Annotated in this window: 17 protein-coding genes and 1 riboswitch; of the genes, 14 read left to right on the top strand and 3 right to left on the bottom strand. The window is 41.0% G+C overall.

Going from position 1 to position 19,872, the window contains the following annotated elements; genetic code table 11:
- Positions 1-255: 255 nt before the first annotated feature.
- The 4 genes from ISALK_RS13345 to ISALK_RS13330 all read left to right on the top strand — a co-directional run bounded on the left by ISALK_RS13345 (position 256) and on the right by ISALK_RS13330 (position 4,956).
- On the top strand, positions 256-705 hold the full coding sequence (locus ISALK_RS13345) for an Hsp20/alpha crystallin family protein (protein ID WP_160723148.1): 450 nt from the start codon (positions 256-258) through the stop codon (positions 703-705).
- A 93-nt stretch (positions 706-798) separates the two neighbouring features.
- Positions 799-1,773 carry a DnaJ C-terminal domain-containing protein gene (locus ISALK_RS13340; RefSeq protein WP_371724021.1) on the top strand — a complete coding sequence of 325 codons (975 nt, stop codon included), beginning with the start codon at positions 799-801 and terminating at the stop codon, positions 1,771-1,773.
- A gap of 13 nt (positions 1,774-1,786) precedes the next feature.
- Positions 1,787-4,378 carry an ATP-dependent chaperone ClpB gene (gene clpB, locus ISALK_RS13335; RefSeq protein ID WP_160723146.1) on the top strand — a complete coding sequence of 864 codons (2,592 nt, stop codon included), beginning with the start codon at positions 1,787-1,789 and terminating at the stop codon, positions 4,376-4,378.
- A 182-nt stretch (positions 4,379-4,560) separates the two neighbouring features.
- Positions 4,561-4,956 (top strand): secondary thiamine-phosphate synthase enzyme YjbQ, encoded by a 396-nt coding sequence (locus tag ISALK_RS13330; protein WP_160723144.1) that lies wholly within the window; start codon positions 4,561-4,563, stop codon positions 4,954-4,956.
- Here the strand turns inward: ISALK_RS13330 and ISALK_RS13325 are convergent.
- The gene (locus tag ISALK_RS13325) at positions 4,940-5,245 is read right to left on the bottom strand and encodes a hypothetical protein (protein ID WP_201756919.1); all 306 of its coding nucleotides are present in this window, start codon (positions 5,243-5,245) and stop codon (positions 4,940-4,942) included. The genes ISALK_RS13330 and ISALK_RS13325 overlap by 17 nt on opposite strands.
- A 232-nt stretch (positions 5,246-5,477) precedes the next feature.
- Here ISALK_RS13325 and ISALK_RS13320 point away from each other — a divergent pair, with 232 nt between their 5' ends.
- The 4 genes from ISALK_RS13320 to ISALK_RS13305 all read left to right on the top strand — a co-directional run bounded on the left by ISALK_RS13320 (position 5,478) and on the right by ISALK_RS13305 (position 9,042).
- A complete protein-coding gene (locus tag ISALK_RS13320) occupies positions 5,478-6,143 on the top strand; it encodes a histidine phosphatase family protein (RefSeq protein WP_160723142.1) in 666 nt (221 codons plus the stop codon).
- 491 nt (positions 6,144-6,634) lie between these two features.
- A complete protein-coding gene (locus tag ISALK_RS15565) occupies positions 6,635-7,405 on the top strand; it encodes an XdhC/CoxI family protein (RefSeq protein ID WP_371724017.1) in 771 nt (256 codons plus the stop codon).
- Between the two features lie 252 nt (positions 7,406-7,657).
- A complete protein-coding gene (locus ISALK_RS13310) occupies positions 7,658-8,701 on the top strand; it encodes a hypothetical protein (protein WP_160723138.1) in 1,044 nt (347 codons plus the stop codon).
- Between the two features lie 152 nt (positions 8,702-8,853).
- Positions 8,854-9,042, top strand: a complete 189-nt coding sequence (locus ISALK_RS13305) for a hypothetical protein (protein ID WP_160723136.1) — start codon at positions 8,854-8,856, stop codon at positions 9,040-9,042.
- A gap of 270 nt (positions 9,043-9,312) precedes the next feature.
- Here the strand turns inward: ISALK_RS13305 and ISALK_RS13300 are convergent, their stop codons facing one another.
- Positions 9,313-10,011, bottom strand: coding sequence for an ABC transporter ATP-binding protein (locus ISALK_RS13300; RefSeq protein ID WP_160723134.1), 699 nt, complete (start codon positions 10,009-10,011; stop codon positions 9,313-9,315).
- 185 nt (positions 10,012-10,196) lie between these two features.
- Positions 10,197-12,677 carry an ABC transporter permease gene (locus ISALK_RS13295; protein WP_160723132.1) on the bottom strand — a complete coding sequence of 827 codons (2,481 nt, stop codon included), beginning with the start codon at positions 12,675-12,677 and terminating at the stop codon, positions 10,197-10,199.
- Positions 12,678-12,894: 217 nt separating this feature from the next.
- A riboswitch (Fluoride riboswitch) is annotated at positions 12,895-12,958 on the top strand.
- Between the two features lie 188 nt (positions 12,959-13,146).
- Between ISALK_RS13295 and ISALK_RS13290 the strand changes: the two genes are divergently transcribed.
- The 6 genes from ISALK_RS13290 (at position 13,147) to ISALK_RS13265 (ending at position 19,818) form a co-directional block, all read left to right on the top strand.
- A complete protein-coding gene (locus ISALK_RS13290; RefSeq protein WP_160723130.1) occupies positions 13,147-14,364 on the top strand; it encodes a cation:proton antiporter in 1,218 nt (405 codons plus the stop codon).
- Positions 14,365-14,500: 136 nt separating this feature from the next.
- Complete coding sequence (locus ISALK_RS13285) at positions 14,501-16,363, top strand: aldehyde ferredoxin oxidoreductase family protein (protein ID WP_160723128.1); 1,863 nt, start codon at positions 14,501-14,503, stop codon at positions 16,361-16,363.
- A gap of 100 nt (positions 16,364-16,463) precedes the next feature.
- Entirely contained in the window at positions 16,464-16,703 is a 240-nt protein-coding gene (locus tag ISALK_RS13280; RefSeq protein ID WP_160723126.1) for a MoaD/ThiS family protein, read from the top strand.
- A gap of 361 nt (positions 16,704-17,064) precedes the next feature.
- A complete protein-coding gene (locus ISALK_RS13275; protein WP_160723124.1) occupies positions 17,065-18,486 on the top strand; it encodes an amidohydrolase family protein in 1,422 nt (473 codons plus the stop codon).
- Positions 18,486-18,845 carry a VOC family protein gene (locus ISALK_RS13270; RefSeq protein ID WP_160723122.1) on the top strand — a complete coding sequence of 120 codons (360 nt, stop codon included), beginning with the start codon at positions 18,486-18,488 and terminating at the stop codon, positions 18,843-18,845. The genes ISALK_RS13275 and ISALK_RS13270 overlap by 1 nt, the downstream gene beginning before the upstream one ends.
- Positions 18,846-18,978: 133 nt before the next feature.
- Complete coding sequence (locus ISALK_RS13265) at positions 18,979-19,818, top strand: metallophosphoesterase (RefSeq protein WP_160723120.1); 840 nt, start codon at positions 18,979-18,981, stop codon at positions 19,816-19,818.
- The last annotated feature ends 54 nt before the right edge of the window (positions 19,819-19,872 follow it).

The following is a 19,872-nucleotide window of genomic DNA, read 5'->3' as shown; positions in this document are numbered from 1 at the left end:
TTAATATTACCTTTCTGATTATGTCCACCTCATTTCTTAGTCCTGAGGTTCTATTATAATAGATTTAATAGTATTTGGGACATAGTCACTTGTGATATATTAAGACATTATCATATATGGATCATATTTTTCAAAAAATCCCCGGGAAAAATGTTGACATCGAATAATAATATGCTATAATGTAATCAAAATTAGCACTCGGCACAAGAGAGTGCTAACAAAAACAAAATAATTAATGTAAAGGAGGAATTGATCATGCCAGGTTTAGTACCATTTAATCGACGAAGAAAGGATCTTATGAATACTGAATTTGAGGATTTTCAAAACATGCTTGACGACTTTTTTGCAGCGGATTGGACACGACCCAGAAGTTTAATGAGAGACACTTTTAAAATCGATGTTAAGGAAAACGACAGTGAGTACACTGTGGAAGCGGAACTTCCCGGTGTTACTAAGGAAGACGTAAACTTGTCCATTGAAGAGGGACGTCTATCCATTTCGGTGAACAAAGAAGAAGTAAAAGAAGATAAAAATGAGCAGAACTATATTCACAGAGAGCGACGGTATACCTCTATGCAGCGAAACGTATTCCTTAGGGATGCCGCTGAAGAAGGTATTAAAGCAAAATTAGAGGACGGTGTTTTAACTGTTAGCGTTCCTAAAAAAGCCGAAGAGGTCAAATCCAAAGCCATCGAAATCGAATAATTCCCAAGAGGATAAACCACATTGGAGGCTGTCCAATGTGGTTTATCTCTATTTGAAATGGGTATTATAGCTTTAATAAGAGGGGGTGAGCCGGTGAAATATAAAAATTATTATGAAGTACTGGGAGTATCTAAGGACGCCTCCCAGGAAGCCATCCGAAAGGCTTATAAAAATTTGGCGAAAAAATATCATCCTGATCTAAACAAAAACAGTTCCGAATCGGAAACCAAGTTTAAGGAGATCAGTGAAGCCTATGAAGTTTTAAAGGATCCTGAAAAGCGGCGAAAGTATGATGAACTACAAAACGCTGCAAAGTTCCAACATGGTTCAGAGTTCGATCCTAGGGAATATGGTTTTGACTATCAAACAGCAGGACGCCGTGGCGGAGCAACGGATTTCGGCAGCGATGAATTTAGTGACTTTTTCAACATGTTTTTCGGTGGCGGCGGTTTCGGATCCGATGATATTTTCGCGGGTTTTGGAGGAAGCAACCGTACACGACAAGGCACTTCACGGACGGCTGGCGGGTATACAGCCCCCGATACGGATATTGAAGCGGAAATGGAAATCGATCTTTTAGAGGCTTATCGAGGCGGAGAAAAACAGGTTCGTTTAAATACGGAAAATGGAGAGAAAACATTAAAAGTTAAAATTCCCAAAGGTGTAACTGACGGGAATAGAATAAAACTGAAAGGACAAGGGAGAACAGACCCCCAGACCGGTAAAAAGGGAGACCTGTATATTAAACTCTCCCTTCGCAATGATCGGGAGTTTTCCTTAGAGGGTATAGATCTTTATAAGGAAGTGAAAATAACTCCATGGGAAGCCGCCCTTGGAGCAAAAGTTTCCGTTAGAACACTGGAGGAAAACGTAAATGTGAAAATACCGGCGGGAATTGAACCGGGTAAAAAACTAAAACTTAAAGGAAAAGGATACCGAAAAGGGAGTGGTGCACAGGGAGATTTGTATCTGACGGTGAAAATTGTCAATCCGCCGAAGTTATCAGAACGGGAAAAAGAACTCTATCAAAAGCTACAAGAGGTATCGGAATTCACTCCAAATCGTTAAAGGGGGAATACTATTGAACATCGATAAATTTACGCAAAGGGCTCAGGAAACCTTAACCTTTGCCCAGGAACAGGCGTTAAAACTTGGGAATCAGCAAATTGAAAGTGAGCATTTGCATTACGCTTTATTGATACAAAAAGAAGGGCTCATCGGGAAACTCATGGGTTATCTACAAAAAGATGCCGCGGCCATGGAAAAAGAACTCTACACGTACTTGGAAGGCCTTCCTAAGGTAGAAGGACAAAATGCATCCAATGTTTATCTTAGTCGAAAAGCAAATCAACTACTAGTATCTGCTAAAGAACAGGCTGATGAGTTTAAAGACGAATACATCGGTGTGGAACATTTGTATTTGGCTCTTCTGGAAGAACAGGGGACTTTTTCTGCAAAACTTTTGGGGCGGTACAAGATTCAGCGGGAAAACGTATTGAATGCATTGATGAAAATTCGCAGCAATCAGCGAATTACCTCTCAAAATCCTGAAGATACCTATGAAGTCTTGGAAAAGTACGGCCAAGACCTTGTGGAGATGGCCCGGAAGGGAAAAATTGATCCGGTGATCGGTCGCGACCAGGAGATTCGACGGGCTGTTCGAATTCTTTCCAGACGGACGAAAAACAACCCGGTTTTAATCGGGGAGCCCGGAGTGGGTAAAACCGCCGTGGTGGAAGGGCTAGCCCAACGCATCCTGCAAGGCGATGTTCCGGAAGGCCTAAAGGATAAAACAATTTTTGCTTTGGATATGGGAGCGTTGATTGCCGGTGCAAAATTCCGGGGTGAATTCGAGGAACGTTTAAAGGCGGTCCTGAAGGAAATTCATAAATCCGACGGCAGAATTCTTTTATTCATAGATGAACTTCATACCATCGTAGGAGCCGGGAAAACCGAAGGAGCCATGGATGCGGGAAATATTCTAAAACCCATGCTTGCAAGAGGTGAACTACACTGTATCGGTGCAACCACTGTAGATGAATATCGAAAGCACATTGAAAAAGATGCTGCCTTAGAGCGGCGATTCCAACCGGTATTAATCGATCAGCCTACCGTGGAAGATACGATTTCCATTCTACGGGGAATCAAAGAACGTTTTGAAATGCATCACGGAGTAAGAATTTCTGATAATGCCCTAGTGGCCTGTGCCGAGCTTTCTCACAAATATATTTCTGACCGATTTTTACCGGACAAGGCTATTGATCTGATGGATGAAGCTGCTTCCATGATTCGAACGGAAATTGACAGTATGCCGGCAGAGCTCGATGAAATCAGTCGAAGAATTATGCAGTTGGAAATTGAGCAGGAGGCCTTGAAAAAAGAAAAGGATACCCATTCGAAGGAAAGGCTGAAAAACTTACAAAAAGAACTATCGGATCTCCAGTCAAAATCCGATGAAATGAAAACCCAATGGGAAACGGAAAAAGAAAATCTTCAACGAAGCAAAGAACTGCAAAGAGAAATTGATGAAATTAAGCGGGCCATTGAAGAAGCAGAACGAAATTACGATTTGGAAAAACTGGCTCGATTAAAGTACAGTGATCTTCCCGAAAAGGAAAAAATGCTCCAGGAAGCGCGGGAAAAAAAGGAAAGCCAAAAAGATTATCAACTGTTGTCAGAAGAGGTTACGGATAATGAGATTGCGGAAATTGTCTCTCGATGGACGGGGATCCCCGTTACAAAGTTGGTGGAAAGCGAAAGGGAAAAACTTCTTCACTTAGAAGATATTCTTCACCAGAGGGTGATAGGCCAGGACGAAGCGGTGACATCCGTATCCGATGCGGTTCTAAGGGCCCGGTCAGGGCTGAAGGATCCGAGAAAACCCATCGGGTCATTCATTTTCTTAGGCCCCACCGGTGTGGGAAAAACCGAACTTGCCAAAAGCCTAGCGGAAGCTTTGTTTGATACCGAGGAAAATATGATCCGAATCGATATGAGTGAATATCAGGAAAAGCATACCGTCGCTCGATTGATCGGCGCTCCTCCCGGATATGTAGGTTATGATGAAGGGGGGCAACTTACAGAGGCGGTAAGGAGAAAGCCCTACAGTGTTATCCTCTTTGATGAGATTGAAAAAGCGCACCCGGAAGTTTTTAATGTACTGCTACAACTTCTCGATGACGGACGGTTAACCGATGCTAAGGGGCGTACCGTGAATTTCAAAAATACTGTGGTAATTATGACCTCTAACATTGGTAGTCAGTATCTTTTAGAAAACATCGGTGAGAAAGAAGAAATTCCAAAAGCTGTGGAAAACCAAGTGATGGAAAGTCTTCGAAAGCACTTTAAACCGGAGTTTTTAAACCGGGTAGATGATACGGTGATGTTTAAACCTCTTCGAAAAGATGAACTCTACAAAATCGTGGAGCTGGGCTTAAGGGATCTGCAAAAACGTTTAGATGACCGTCATATTAGTCTTAATATTACGAAGGAAGGAAAACGTCTCATTGCAGAGGAGTCCTATTCGCCGGTTTATGGCGCAAGACCATTAAAACGGTACATTCAAAAGCATCTGGAAACCCAAATTGGACGTATGATCATTAAAGGAGAACTTCAGGATCACCAAACCATAAAAATCGATGAAGAAAACAGAGAGTTGGTATTTAAAGTATAGCTCGAAACAACTCAAAGAGGACGGAGATATTTGAGTCGTTGTTACTCAAACACCACCGTCCTTTTTGAGTTGTTTTTTCCATCTATTTCACTTTTACCTTAACAGATTACGGGTATATAAAATAAAGAATAAAAAAGAGCTTAAACTTAAGTTATATACATTATCATTAAGGAGGTATGGAGATGTTTAAAGAATTGTCGATTTCATCATCGAAGAAAAGTGAATTTATTGATATCACAAAAAGAGTACAAAAAGTTTTACAGGACGGAAAAGTGAAAGAAGGAACAGTGATCCTGTTTGTACCTCATACCACAGCAGCAGTAACCATTAATGAAAACGCTGATCCCGATGTACAAAGTGATATGATACAAGCCCTTAACCGAATGGTTCCGGAAAATAAGCAGTATGATCATATGGAAGGAAATTCCCCAGCCCATGTAAAGGCAAGTGTTTTAGGCATGAGTGAGATTATTTTGGTTCACAAAGGGGAACTCCTCCTGGGAACATGGCAAGGTATTTTTTTCTGTGAGTTTGACGGACCGAGAACAAGAAAGTTACTGATCAGAACCGCCCAATGACTACCTCCTCTTCTTCTAGAATACCAGCAGAAACAAGTGCTCGTTGGAAAGAGGTAGCTTCTTGAGAAATTCGTAGGGTTGCACCGGAGATGGTGTCAATAGAATTTTGAATTGTTCTTGTTGCACCGGACTCTACGTCTACACCAAATTGATTTTCATCATAAATAGAATCCTCATACTCAGACCAATCCACTAGAGAAGTAAATTCCGTTTCTTCATCTTCTCCATTTTCGTCTGCAATTTCTTCATCGTTACATCCGGTAATTGTTAATGAAAAAATTAACAACATAACACAGATCCATAGATAAAGAATAGGGTGGAACATATTGAATTAATAGGATTTTATGATTGGTTTTCATCCTTCGAAGATTGTGATTATGTTCGACTTCCCCGGGTATTTGTTTTTAATAAATGCACTTAATCTATTGCTTTTTCTACGTTTAAGAAGCTTAATGTACAGGCATGATATAATCAATCATGTAGATACATTTTTTTGAGTAATTATTTTAGGAGGGAACCCGATGAAATGGATTTTCGTTCGACATGGAGAAACAAAGGACAATATAGGAAGAGTTTTTGCCGGTCATACGGATAGTAAGCTTTCTGAAAAAGGAGAAAGACAAGTAAAGTTTGCGGCAAAAAAACTGCATCAGAAACTTAAGGATAGGGAACAAGTTTCTCTTTACAGCAGTCCTCTCAACCGGACGAAAGTCCTTGCGGAGGCAGTCAAGAGAAATTTGAATCAAGACCGAAAATCTTTAACTGTTTCATGCAGTTTTATGGAGGCGTTAAAAGAAGTCCATTTCGGAGTTTTTGAGGGGTTGAAACAGCAGGAAATAGAAAGCAGGTACCCTAGGGAATGGCAGTTATTGATGGAAAATTACGGGAACTACTCTATTCCGGGAGGCGAAACCTTAGAAGCCTTTCATAATCGAGTAGTGCATGGGTTTGAAATCATCAGATCCCAAGGATCTGAAAAAGAGATAAAGGTCATCATCACCCATGGTGGCGTGATCCAATCGGCTTTGATATATTTTTTGGATCTCCCGTTGGAAAGCCGGTGGCATTTTAGTATCCCAAATGCGGGAATAGTTGAAATTGAGGTGATAGAAGGTTTTGGAATATTGAAAAGCATTTGCCCGCCCAGGGATGAAGATTTGCAAGAGCCGAAAGGGGAAGGCTTATAAATGAAATAACCGGTTGGGATAGAGGGTCGGTTTGATGAATGGATAAGTAGGGCTCTGGAAATTCATTCTCCCACTTTATAATCGTCTTAATTTGAAAAGACCATCATAACTTGGAGAAAACGATGGTTCCAACCAATCAAGGCGGACAGGATTAAATAAGGTAGAATATAGGGTGAAAATCATGGGAACTTTATGAAGGTTGTCAAGTCATTAGAGAATAAAATTTAAAGATTTGAGGGTGATTGCATGGAAGATGTTTATAAATTAATAAAGGAAAATGAAGGGGAAAGTTTAAGCAAATTATTTACTGTACTAGATGGAGATTATGTAGGAGAAAAGGCTCTTCTTATAAATCGAGGGTTGGTTTTCGACTCAACAAAGGACGGTTTTTTATCGAAACATCGGGATATCTTAATTAAGAAGAGGGAACGAATATTTTAGAAATAGAAGGGAAGAGAATTTTCTGCGACAGATTAAGTCCTCCGAAGAAAGTGATTATATGCGGGGCCGGTCATGTATCAATGCCGATTATCAACTTCGGTATTATGGCTGATTTCTCCGTAACAGTGATTGATGATCGCCCAGTTTTTGCTGACAAAGCAAAAAAGGCAGGAGCCCATAAAGTGCTTTGTCAGGACTTTAAAAGTGCCCTGGAAGAGATAGAAATCGATGGGAATACTTATTTTGTTATCGTTACCCGGGGGCATCGCTATGATCGGATCTGTCTGGAAACGATCATACAAAAGCCTAAGGCCTATGTTGGCATGATCGGTAGTAAAGTACGTGTTTCAAAAGTAAAAAATGAACTTTTGGAAAAGAGGGTCGACCCAAAGAAGATCAAAGAAATCTATACACCAATCGGTTTGAATATAAAGGCGGAAACCCCGGTGGAAATTGCCATCGCCATTATGGGAGAAATCATTTTGGTAAAAAACGAAAGAAAAATTGGTAGCGGATATTCCAAGGGAATTATTAATGAACTTATAAACAGACCACCGGGAAAGAAAGGGCTAGTTCTTGCAACCATTGTTTCGAGAGAAGGCTCTGCACCCCGAGAAGTAGGTACGAAAATGTTGGTTTACCCAGATGGAAGAATGATGGGAACTATTGGAGGAGGCTGTGCGGAATCCGATGTAATGAGGAAAGCATTAAATCTTTTTACGAAGAAGAATACTAACGGTGAAATGGTGCAGGTGGATATGACCGGCTTGGAAGCCGAAGAAGATGCATGGTTTGTGGCGGCGTCATGGAAGTGTTTTTAGAAAAAGTATAGTGTTAAAATCAATTTAGGGGTAGCTAAAAGGCAGTTCAAAAAGGACGGAGGTGTTTCAGTCATTATGACTCAAACACCTCCGCCCTTTTTGTATGTTTTATGGTTTTATCCGTCTGTAGACTGACATGTACACCGTCTTAAGACACTGTAGAAAAAGATAAAAAATCGGTATCATTGAAGGTAGAGAACTGTTCTGTTTGATTGGAATGATCGATAACAATATTTAATGGAGGCGATTAATATGGATTTAATGAAAAGCGTAGAAATACTGATCGAAAAAATCAAAAAAGATTATAAAAGGGATATTGCAGTGGTGGTCTTAATGGGTTCTCATATATATAATGAAACCCACAGCCTCTCGGACCTGGATATGTACTTTGTCCCCAATACCGAACGGGGAGAGAATTTGGGTAAAGTATTTATTATTGACGGAATCGGATTTGACTTTTGGCCCATATCCTGGGAACGACTGGAGGGAATTGCTAATCATGAGGAACGGATCACCTCGATTGTTACGGAAGGCCAAGTTTTATATTACGGTTCTAAGGAGGACCTGGAAAGATTTAATCGGCTAAGAATTAGAGGATTGGATACGAAGGATCGAAGAAAATTCATAGAGAAATCAAAGAAAGAGCTTGAAAAAACCTATCAGCCCTATTTCAATCTTCTTTTGGATCACACTCTTTCTGAGGCCAGGAAACATGCAATGGAAATCATTTTTTCCGTAACCTATGCTACAGCACTACTGAATGGAACCACGATCAAACGGGGAAGAGGTAAGCTGAAAAATGAAATTTTGAATATGGATTTACTACCAAAGGACTTTTCCTCTCTATACGATACGGTTTTTATCAGTAGCGATATTACCGAAATAAAAAACAATTTCGGACAACTGCTGATGAATATGAAAATTCTGTTGGAACAAGAGGAAGCAAAAGAACAGAAGAGTCTATCCTTTCGAGAACAGTTGGAGGGATATTACGAAGAATTGATTAATTTTTACAATAAAATTCGCCGGGCATGCGAAACAGGAGACATTTATACAGCACTTTTTGCTGCTGTGGAGATTAATAAGGAACTTGAAGGGGCTTTTTCAGGCACTGATGTATCTCCTAGGGACTTGCCGGATATTATAGAGGCCTTTGATCCTAATAACCTGGAGGGATTTTTAGATTTGGTAGTAGAACATCAGTCGCAGCTGTTCCAGCTTTTGAAAAGTAAAGATGTTCCAGTTCTAGTGTTTGATGATTTTATTGAACTAAAAGAGCACATCGATTCGTTGTAGAAATAAACAATTAACGGCGATAATTAGATATCCCTGGAATGTTGGCAGTGAACTGATGAATTTCAGTACGAGCATCAGCGGCCTGTTAACCCTGCCCATAGGAATTTTAGTGATGAGTTGGGGACTGCATCTAGGGAGAGGAGAAGGGTCCTATGGATAAAATAAATGAAATTTTCGGCGAAGTGTCACCGGGATTTGAAAGGGTTAGGATGGAATATCAAAACAACTTTAAGGATAAGAAAGAATTAAGGGCAGCCTGCATCATTTATTACCAGGGAGAAATGGTTGTGGATTTATGGGGGGCCACCGGCTCCTTCGCCTTCGGAGATCCGAAACATTAAATCAGCTATGGCTATTTTGTCAATAAGATGGGGTGTTACGGCATCAATAACCCCAGAGAAAAAAGCCTTCGGGAAACGATGCATCGCTGTATTTTACAGCAGTATGAATTGATACTATGAAGAGGATACAACTTAAATTAGTAATAGGAGACAAGTAGTTTTTATCAACTGATAAAAAAAGAATGGGCTTAAGTCATAATGACTCAAACCCATTCCTTTTTTTATTATCAATGTATATTATTTGTGTATCCTTAATGAACAGCCGCTTTCTTAGGAAGCTTTTCTTTCGATCCGGGTTTCCCGTACAATAACTCCGTCATTCAGCTCAAGGATCTTCGTGCCGTAAGCAGCGGTTTCCTTTGAATGGGTTACCTGAATAATGGTGGTTTTCAGTTCCAGGTGGATGGTTTTAAAGAGCTCCATGATCTCTACCGTGGTTTTGGAATCCAGATTTCCTGTGGGCTCGTCCAACAGTAAAATCTTCGGTTCGAAGATCAGCGCTCGGGCGATGGCCACCCGTTGCTGTTGTCCTCCGGAAAGCTCCCGGGGAGTGTGTTTTCGGTAGTCCTTCAGTCCGGTGATTTCCAATAACTCTTCCAGTCGGGCTTTTTGCTTCTTACCCTTTTTCCCGTCAAGAATCAAGGGAAGCATTATGTTATCCTCTACGGTAAGGTTTGGTACCAGGTTGTAAAACTGGAAAACAAATCCGATGTCCCGTCTTCGAAGAAGACTTATATCCTTTTCCTTCATGGTAGTCAAATCTTTTCCATGTAAACTGATTTCTCCGAAAGTAACTTCGTCCAGTCCGCCTAATAGGTATAATAGGGTGGATTTTCCGCAACCGGAAGGTCCCATTACCGATAAAAACTCTCCGGACTCCACTTCAAAGCTTAATCCTTTTAGTACCTCTACGGTTTGTTTTCCCATGGAAAAGTTTTTTCTTAAAGACTTAACTTTAATTGCATTCATTGGACATTCTCCTTTTTTAAAAATTTAGAAACAATTTTTTCATTCCACAAATCATAAAAACCGTTTAATTGTATAATCATTAGAATTTATTTTCCTTATCCTTCATATCAAACTAAGAGATTTTGATCCCTTGGTTACTGTAGTATACTAGCTAACATGTTCCTCTTAACTTGTAAAGTTTATGACTATTCATACTGAATTTCCCGTATTACTGAGAGTTTCCGACTTTTCAAAACCACGGGCAGGGTAGCCAAAATAAATAATAAGAAGGCGGCTAGGAAAAAGGGAATCATCCCTGCGATATGAAATTCTATTGGAATTGGTAGGCCGATCATCGTTGTCAAGGCCGTAATCAGTCGTGCCATTAAGTATCCGTAGGGCGTAATAAAGAGAATCGCCCATAGAACCGTTACTGCCGATTCAATATAAATCATGCGGCTTCGTTGTCTTTGCGTCATTCCAAGAGAACTTAAAATGGCCAGGTCTTTCTTCCGCTGGATAAAACTGATGATAATATTATTTAAGGCTCCAAAAGCTCCGATAACCACAGCCATGATGGAAAATACGCTAAGAATATTCATCATCTGTCGATTGCCGTCGAGATTTCGCTCTAGTGAAGCATCCACACTCATTACCCGGGCACCGAAGGCTCGGCTTATTTCTTCGATTTCCTCTGAGAAAGCTTCGTTCATTTCTTCTACATTAAAGTAAATACTATCAGTATAGGAGTAATGGAAGGAATCTCTTAGCTGTCGATTATCAATCATTATGAAGGATCCGTTATAATATAGTTTTCCGTCAACGATTCCTGCCACTTCAAAATCTTTGACTCTTCCATCCACTTCTAAAGGTAGAATTTCTCCTTCCTGAATGCCATTGATTGCCGCGGTATTTTTTGAAACAATGATCTTTCCTTCGGGATCATTTAAAAAACGTTCATAAATGATTCGAGTGTCCCCTTCATCAAAGCCGAGGTAAGGGTTAAAGTCCCGGTACATTTTTGGATCGATGCCCATAACTAGGCCGTTGGTAGTATCCAATTTTCCATATCCCAGCATAATTTCATGCAAGGAGTCTTCAAGAATATTAGGATGAGCAGCCAGGGAATCCTTAAGGCTTTCAATAGACTCAGGATCCTGCATGCGGATCTGCTCCACGGAATAATCATGGTTCATATCAGTAAAAGCATCCATCACGACGGATTGTAGACTTGTACTGACGGAATTAATTGCCACCATGGCCAAGATAGACATGATTAACAGGGTGATGTTTCCCCGTAAGGATTTGCTACTTTCAACATTATGAAGCCCCAGAGCGGTGGTTCCACTAAAACTTTTCATACCGTTAAAGATCTTTGGGGTGCAAAAGGACAGTACCCGGGGGTAAATCAAAATAATACTGATTACGGAACCTAACAACATAAGGGCACTGAGGTTGATTACGAAATCCAGTTCCATATATACTGATACGGTGATTCCTAAAAGCAACAGCACTCCGATGATAAAACCTGCAACCCCTTTCTTATGATTCTGCTCTTCAATATTCAAAATTATATTTTTTACTTGCATTCTACCGGCTTTAATTATGGGAACCGTACAGGAGATCATGGACAACAGTACGGCGAAAATCAGTCCGGATAGGATTAATGAGGTTTCAAATTCAAAATTTCCAATGATCCCGTAATCCCTAAGAGGGGCAAGTAAGTAATGAATTAGATATAGAATACCAATTCCAAGGCCGGAACCGATGATACCGCCCAAAATGCCGTACAGTCCACTTTCCATATAGAGAATCCGTCGTACATTTCCTTTTGTGGCACCTTGAGAGAAGAAGGTTCCGATGATGGGAAGCCGTTCAGTAATAAGTAATTTAAAGGAACCATAGATAATGAAACTGCTCATCAGTACCACGATGATCAACATGCCGTAAAAAATAGATGTAATCTGGGTGATTTGAGCCTGGGCCCCTTCCATATCAAGAATTTCCTGAGCATGAAAGTCCCGGTTATTTTCATTAAAAGTTGTGATTCCTAACTCTGTACTATCCATAGAGGATGTAGCAGTGACTCGATTAACCAAATTTCCCATGTCAAATATTTCTTGGGCGGTAACTAAAGGAACCACTAGGGAGAACTGCTCTTTGGTATCGGTGTAAAAAACCCCTTCCAGATCAATTATTCCTCCAATTTCAAAGGTTTCGATGTTTCCCCCTAAGAGGACTTCGACGGTGTCTCCTATCTGAAGGTTTAATTCTTCTTTGGTTCGTTGGGAGATTAAGGCTTGATGTTTGGTAATTCCGGTGTTCATGTCTCCTTCGATCCAGTTCTTTGACTGGGTCCAATCGTGATCCATACCGTAAAAATTAACGGTCTCAAGATTGTCGGTTTGATAAATTCCCTGGGAAGATACATAAGCATTGACCCTATCCAGGCTCCTTGTATCCATTTTAGAAATATCCATTAATCCGTTTTCTTCGGATTCGATTCGAATTTCCATCCCTTCAAAACTGGCGGTGATGGGTTTTATAAAACTATCCAGGCCCGTTTCCACCGCTCCGATACTGCCGATAAAAAGTGCGGTACTCATGGCAATGGCAAATACCAGTAAGATCAGTCGTGTCTTTCTCTCTAACATTGATTTCCCAATAAATTTCATAAATATATTCATGTTCCGTCCTCCTTGTTAATCTTTAAGCAGATTCTTATATAGTTCAGTATATAGATAATTGGGGGGAGCTATAACCGTCGGAAGACGCTTTGTTTATCCACCTAGGGATGCTTATGCTCTCGGTCTGAAGGCGGAAAACTTCGCGGTAGTAAAAGTACAAACAGGGAAATCCTTCAATAAACATTGCTGTTGCAGTGCTTGTATGATATAATGCTTCTAAATGAATGGCGAAGGAGTTCGCCCTAAACCACTGTAGAACAGTTGATGACTCCTGTAAAACTATCTTTAAAGATGGTTTTATAGGGGTTTTTTGTTTTTGATTATTTGTTTTATATTACTTTTTAAGTAGTTTCTATTAATTAAATTGTATATTATATGGATGGATTAATCCGTTGTTTTTACAATCAATAAGGTCAATAGCAGGATAAAAAGAAGGTGGATAAAAAAACAATATACAGGAGGCAGAAAAATGGCGTTTAGTTTAGCGATTATCATTTTATTAGGGTTATTGTTGAGTAAGGTATTTAAACTGATGAAACTCCCGGGATTACTGGGGATGTTGATTCTAGGAGCACTGATCGGCCCCCATGGTCTTGATTGGCTGGATGAGAGTATAATGATAATATCCGGAGATTTAAGAAAAATTGCATTGATTATTATTTTGATTCGGGCAGGATTTGGAATCGACCGATACGCATTGAGAAAAAACGGCATACCCGCAGTAAAACTGAGTTTTATCCCCGTTGTTTTGGAAGGTTTAACGGTGATGCTCATTGGGGGATATCTTTTGGGAATTAGCAGAGTGGAGGCGGGAATGTTGGGCTTTATTATCGCCGCAGTATCTCCGGCGGTAATTGTTCCCTCCATGCTTTCCTTTATTGAAAGAGAAAAAGGAGAAAAAAAAGGTCTACCAACATTGATATTGGCTGGGGCCTCCGTAGATGATGTAGTAGCGATTACGATTTTCTCAAGCTTTGTGGGAATGTATGGGGGCCAAAGAATCAGTATAGCGGCCCAACTTTTTAACATCCCGATAGCGATTGTGCTGGGAATAGGCATTGGGGTGGGATTAAGTCTATTGTTGTTATATGCATTTAAGAGGTTTAAAATCGATGATACGAAAAAGCTCTTAATGATTTTGGCATCGGGGATTGTAATAACTACGTTGGAGGATTTTCTCCAAGGAACCGTGCCCGTAGCCGCTCTTTTAGGGGTGATGGCCATTGGATTTGTCATCTTGGAGAAACAAGAAACCTTAGCAAGAAATTTAGCCCATGAGTTTAATAAAGTATGGATTTTGGCAGAGGTGGTGCTGTTTGTTTTAGTAGGGGCCCAAGTAAACATTCATTTGGCCTTGGACACGGGATGGATCGGACTACTGATTATTGCCGTAGGATTGTTGGCCAGATCCCTTGGAGTGTTCTTATCCTTATTGGGGACAAGATTTACTTTAAAGGATCGAGGATTTTGTATGGTGTCTTTTATTCCCAAAGCAACAGTTCAGGCAGCTATTGGGGCAGTACCCTTAACCTTGGGAGTACCTTCCGGAGAAATTATCTTAGCCTTGGCGGTCTTATCCATCGTTATTACCGCACCCTTAGGCGCAATCGGAATCAAAGTTGTGGGAGAACGGGTTTTGGAAGATCCTGCATTGGAAGAATCCGTGCCGGAAGATCCCGGTATGTGATTATTTGTGGTGGAATATACTGGAATTATATAATCTGTTGCGGAAGAAAATCTCGGAAAATTAATAAATCAGCAAATTTTTGGGTATAAACAAGTGTAGGATTTAATAGAAAGAAAAAAAACGGGGAGGAATACCATTGCCAACAGGATATGCTGGGAAACTATTATTTGTTGATTTGACCACTGAGAATATTCAAGAGGAAACACTAGGGGAAGACCTTGCCAATGATTTTATCGGAGGCTACGGCATCGGTGCAAAAATCCTTTACGATCGAATGCCTGCAGGGGCAGACCCTTTAGGGCCTGACAGTTATATCGGATTTATGACGGGACTTACCAATGATACAAAGACGTTATTCGGAGGCAGATATACTCTAGTGCATAAATCACCGATTACCGGTGGCTGGAATGATGCCAACTCCGGAGGTCATTTCGGACCGGAACTAAAAAAAGCGGGATATGACGGTTTGTTTGTTTACGGAAAAGCAAAAAAACCGGTCTACGTTTATATTAATGATGAAAATGTGGAAATACGCAGTGCTGAGAACTTATGGGGAAAAACCACAAAGGAGACCCTGGAAATTTTGAAAGAGGAAACGGGAGAAAAAAAAGTTCGGGCATCGGTTATTGGAAAGACTGGAGAAAACCAGTCCTATTTGGCCTGTCCTATTAATGATCGCCACCGAGCGCCGGGGCGAGGAGGAGGCGGTGCGGTTATGGGTTCGAAGAACCTAAAAGCCGTGGCGATTCGAGGGACTCTGAAAACCGAAGTAGCGGACCCGGATAAGATAAGGGATGCCAATATGGAAATCAGTAAAAATAAGAAAGAAAACAAAGGCATTCAGCGGATGGGCGATAGAGGAACCGGCGGTGGTACCCCTAGTGCCTCCCTAAGTGGAGATGCACCGGTGAAGAACTGGAAAGGTGTTGGAATCATTGATTTCGGAGAAGCTTCCGCAGAAAAAGTGGGTTCGGAAAATATGGATCGCTACAAAACCGATAAGTATCACTGTAACAGTTGTCCCCTAGGTTGCGGAGCGGAGTACTCTGTTCCCGACGGACGGTGGCCTGTTGAGAGTACCCAGCGACCGGAATACGAAACCGCGGGGGCCTTTGGTCCGACGCTTCTTTGCGACGAAGAAGACGTAATTATACATTGTAATGAGCTCTGCAATACTTACGGTATCGATACTATCTCCGCCGGCATGACCATCGCCTGGGCTATGGAATGCTATGAAGAAGGGCTTCTGAGTAGAGATGATCTGGACGGAATCGACCTTAGCTGGGGCAACGGCGAAGCCATCGTTCAGTTACTGGAAAAAATGGTTCAGGGAGAGGGGGTCGGAAAAATACTCGCCAACGGCTCGGCCTCTGCAGCAAAGCACTTTGGTAAAGGGGAAGATTATTTACAAACGGCAAGCGGCATCGAACTTCCGATGCATGATCCTCGCTATGCGCCGGGCCTTGCCCGGACCTATCAATTTGATCCCACCCCGGGACGTCATGTTAAAGGAGGTCTGGGAAGTCTTCATATGGGTAATAAGCAAGAGGGAGATAAATACGACTTTGAAGATACCGGAGAAATCGACGTAAAGCTTATGGTTCATCGTGAGATTTTAAACACCGCAGGATTCTGTATATTCGGCAGTGGAATCACCCCAAAACGGCTTCACCATCAGTTTATTGAAGGAATCACTGGAAGAGAATTCAACGACGAAATTGCTTATGAAACCGGTCTTAGAATTTATATACAGCGCCACGCTTTTAATCTACGAGAGGGCATCACGCCGAAGGATATGCCGCTAACCCTTAGAGCCGTGGGGCAGCCACCTCAAAAGTCAGGACCTTTAGAGGGAAAAACCGTGGATCATAAAAAACTCGGGGAGAATTTCTTTACCACCCTGGGTTGGGATTTAGACTCCGGAAAGCCGCCGAAAAAGCAATTGCGAGATCTAGGAGGGCTGGAAAAAGTAATTGAGGATTTATATGGTGAACTGTAGTACTTTCCTCATAATGTTAACTTTGGCACTGTTCTATAAAATATGACTCTGTAAAGTTTTTTCAAGCCGATGATGTTTGTAAAGCGAGGTGGAAAAAAATATGGAAGTAAGAGTAAAATATTTCGGATTTGAGCCTGTGGAGGAGGCTTTTTGTGTAACCCTTCCCGAAGGAGCAACCGTGAAGGATTTACTCGACCAACTGAAGAAAGAACGGACAGCCGAAGAAAAAACAACATTGGATAATTCCACAATAATGGTCAACGAGATAAAAAGTCACCGGAAAACTCTCCTTTCAGATCAAGACAAGGTGCTGATTCTCATCCCCTTAGGTGGTGGATAATCAAAGCTAATGAAGAAATAAATAAAGAAGAAAAAGTTCGGTATTGGAATTATGAAAAAGCTGAAGGTTTTATGGGGATTTAACCCCGTTTTGACCGAAAGAGTCAAAACACTATCCTAAGGAAAAGATTTGGAAAGATCGAAATATTATCATAGAAGATGGATAAGCACCCATGGAGTATAGGAGTTTAAAATATTTAATAGTAGCAGAGGTTTAAAAAATGATTGCAGTTTGAGGATAGCAAATCGGATTAATTATGCTCTTGAATTAGCAAGTGGAAAGTTTTCTATATCATCTTTCTAAAATCTGCGTTGCAAACTTGAAACTGATCTTATAAAAATCTAGGAGAGGCGGAAAATCAATGAAAATCGATTGTATTGTAAAAGCTCCCCACATCTATACGATGAAAGGAGAAGGTGTCGGATACGTATATGACGAAGCCATTGCCATTGACCGTGGAAAGATTATTGAAATTAACAAGCAGGAAGAAATTGAGAAGCTCTACTCAGCTGAGGAAGTTATCGATCTACAACACCATGCGGTATTTCCCGGCTTTATCGATGGTCATATGCATACGGCTCTGGCTATACTACGAGGGCTTGCACAAGATACTCAAAACTGGATGATGTTCGGGCTGCAACCCTTTGTTCAACATACCCGAAAGGAGGATTATCTTCTAGGCAGCAAACTGGGAATTATGGAAGGGATAAAAAACGGAACCACAACCATTGGAGATTACGGAGATCCCATGGAAGATGTATGCGATTTTGTTGATAGAATAGGAGTTCGGGGAAACCTCACCCAGACCATAAGAGAAGCAAAAAACAAAGTCTATCAACCGGGAGAGCTTTATGAGTATGATCGGGAACGGGGAGAGCAAAGCTTAAAGCGTAACATTGCCCTGTACGATCGTTGGCACCGGAAAAAGGACGGTCGAATTCGAGTTCTATTTGGCCCCCAGGGACCGGATTTTGTCAGTGAAGAACTGCTTCTTCAAGTACAAAAGGAAGCAAAAACACGTGAAACGAAGGTTCATCTACATACCCAACAGGGAAGCCGGGAAACGGAACAGATGATCAAGCGATATGGAAAACGAACCATCCCCTGGTTACAGGAGCGAGAGTATTTAGATGAAACTCTGCTGGCGGTACATTTAACCGATGCCACCGAAGAGGAGGCAAAAATAGTTGCAAAATCCGGCGCTTCTATGGTGCTTTGCCCCGGGTCCATAGGAATTATTGACGGTATTGTTCCTCCATCCCTGGTCTTCCAAGGAGCCGGAGGCAGTGTTGCCCTGGGTTCGGATCAGGCACCTGGAAACAACTGTCACAACATCATCAATGAAATGAAACTGGTCACGTTGTTTAATAAAATAAAATACGAAAACCCGGAAGTAATGCCCGCATGGAAAGCTCTCAGAATGGCCACCATTGAAGGGGCTAAAGCCGTCGGGGTGGATGATATTGTAGGATCCCTGGAAAGCGGGAAGCGAGGAGACTTAATTGCCATTGACCTTGGAAAAACCTCGATGCAGCCACTTTTCACTCATCCCATGAGAAACATCGTACCAAACCTGGTCTACAGCGCAGGAGGAGAGGAAGTAGCCCTGTCCATGGTTGAAGGGGAAGTCATCTACCGGGAGGGGGAATTCACCAAGATTAAGGAAAAAGATGAACTGAAAAATCTTGAAAAGCAAGTTCAGCGCATTGGAAAAGATGCAGAAGAAGACTTTAAAGCTTTCAGTCATATACATCGAAAATTTATGGAGGAGGGGAAATTGTAATGAAAGAAAAGGATCAAGGATTAATCGTATTTTTAGGGACAAAGGATTTAGATGCTACCCATGGTTTTTATCATGAAGTGCTTGGTTTTTCACTTTATAAAGATCAGGGATTATGCCGCATCTATGATGTGGAGGGCGGTGGCAAGCTAGGTTTTTGTGAACACATCGAAACCGCTATGAATGAAAAAAGTCCGATTATCACTTTAGTGGTGGAAGATGTGGACGCTTATTATGAAAGGTTAATCAACAAATCTGTTGAAGTTGCTCATCCCCCAAGGGAAAATCCCAAGTTTAAGATTTATCACTTTTTCCTGGAAGACCCCAATGGTTACACTCTGGAAATCCAAAAGTTTCTATAGCTTCAGCAATTAAAATATGACAGCGGGACGGAGAAACTGTCATCGATTATATAATATCAGCGCTACATAAACATTGCAGGATATTGAGGGAACGGAAAGATAGCAAACGAGGACAGAACAAAGGGGTGTTAAGATGCTGTGGAACTTTCCCATATTAATAATTTGCCTTGGAATATTTTTTTATTGGCAAAACAACGGGATCATGCTGAATGAAATAAACTACCGAAATCCAAAGATTCCGGATAGTTTTGATGATTATAAAATTATACACATTTCAGATCTGCACAACAAATCCTTTGGAAAAAATCAAAAAAGGCTGATGGATAAGATACGAAAAAACAAACCGGATATCATTGTGATTACCGGAGATTTAATAGATCAGAGAAGATATGATTTGAATACCGCTATGGAATTCGTAAAAAAAGCGGTAGGAATAACAGATGTTTATTATGTTTCGGGAAATCATGAATTATGGTCCGGAAAGTATGAGGAGATCAAAAAAACTCTCCAAGGGGAAGGGGTAACGGTTTTAGATGATCAAAAGTCTCAAATTGTTATTGAGGAAGACTCAATAGAAATAATAGGACTATCGGATCCCGCTTTTCATAATTCTTATTATGAAGAAATAGAAAAGTATGGGGAACTAAAAAACAGGCTTAAAAAACTGATCGACGAAAGTGTGTTTCAAATTCTCTTATCTCACCGTCCAGAACTGTTTGAACTTTATGCGGATGCGAAAGTAGACTTAACTTTTTCCGGTCACACCCATGGAGGACAATTCCGTATTCCACTAGTTGGAGGGATCATTGCAGCGGGACAAGGTTTATTCCCGATATATATTAATGCGTTGTATACAAAAGGGGATTCCACGATGGTGGTCAGCCGAGGGTTAGGAAATAGTATTATCCCTATACGTATAGGGAATCGTCCGGAGTTGGTGGTTGTGAGATTAAAGAAGAATTACAAAAAGTGAACTGCAATCCTAGCAAAAATATATGGTTCATAATAAGAAGATTATAATTAAAAA

It is taken from the genome of Isachenkonia alkalipeptolytica (assembly GCF_009910325.1).
Classification (GTDB): Bacteria; Bacillota; Clostridia; order Peptostreptococcales; family T1SED10-28; genus Isachenkonia; species Isachenkonia alkalipeptolytica.
This window is presented reverse-complemented; position numbering and strand designations above follow the sequence as displayed.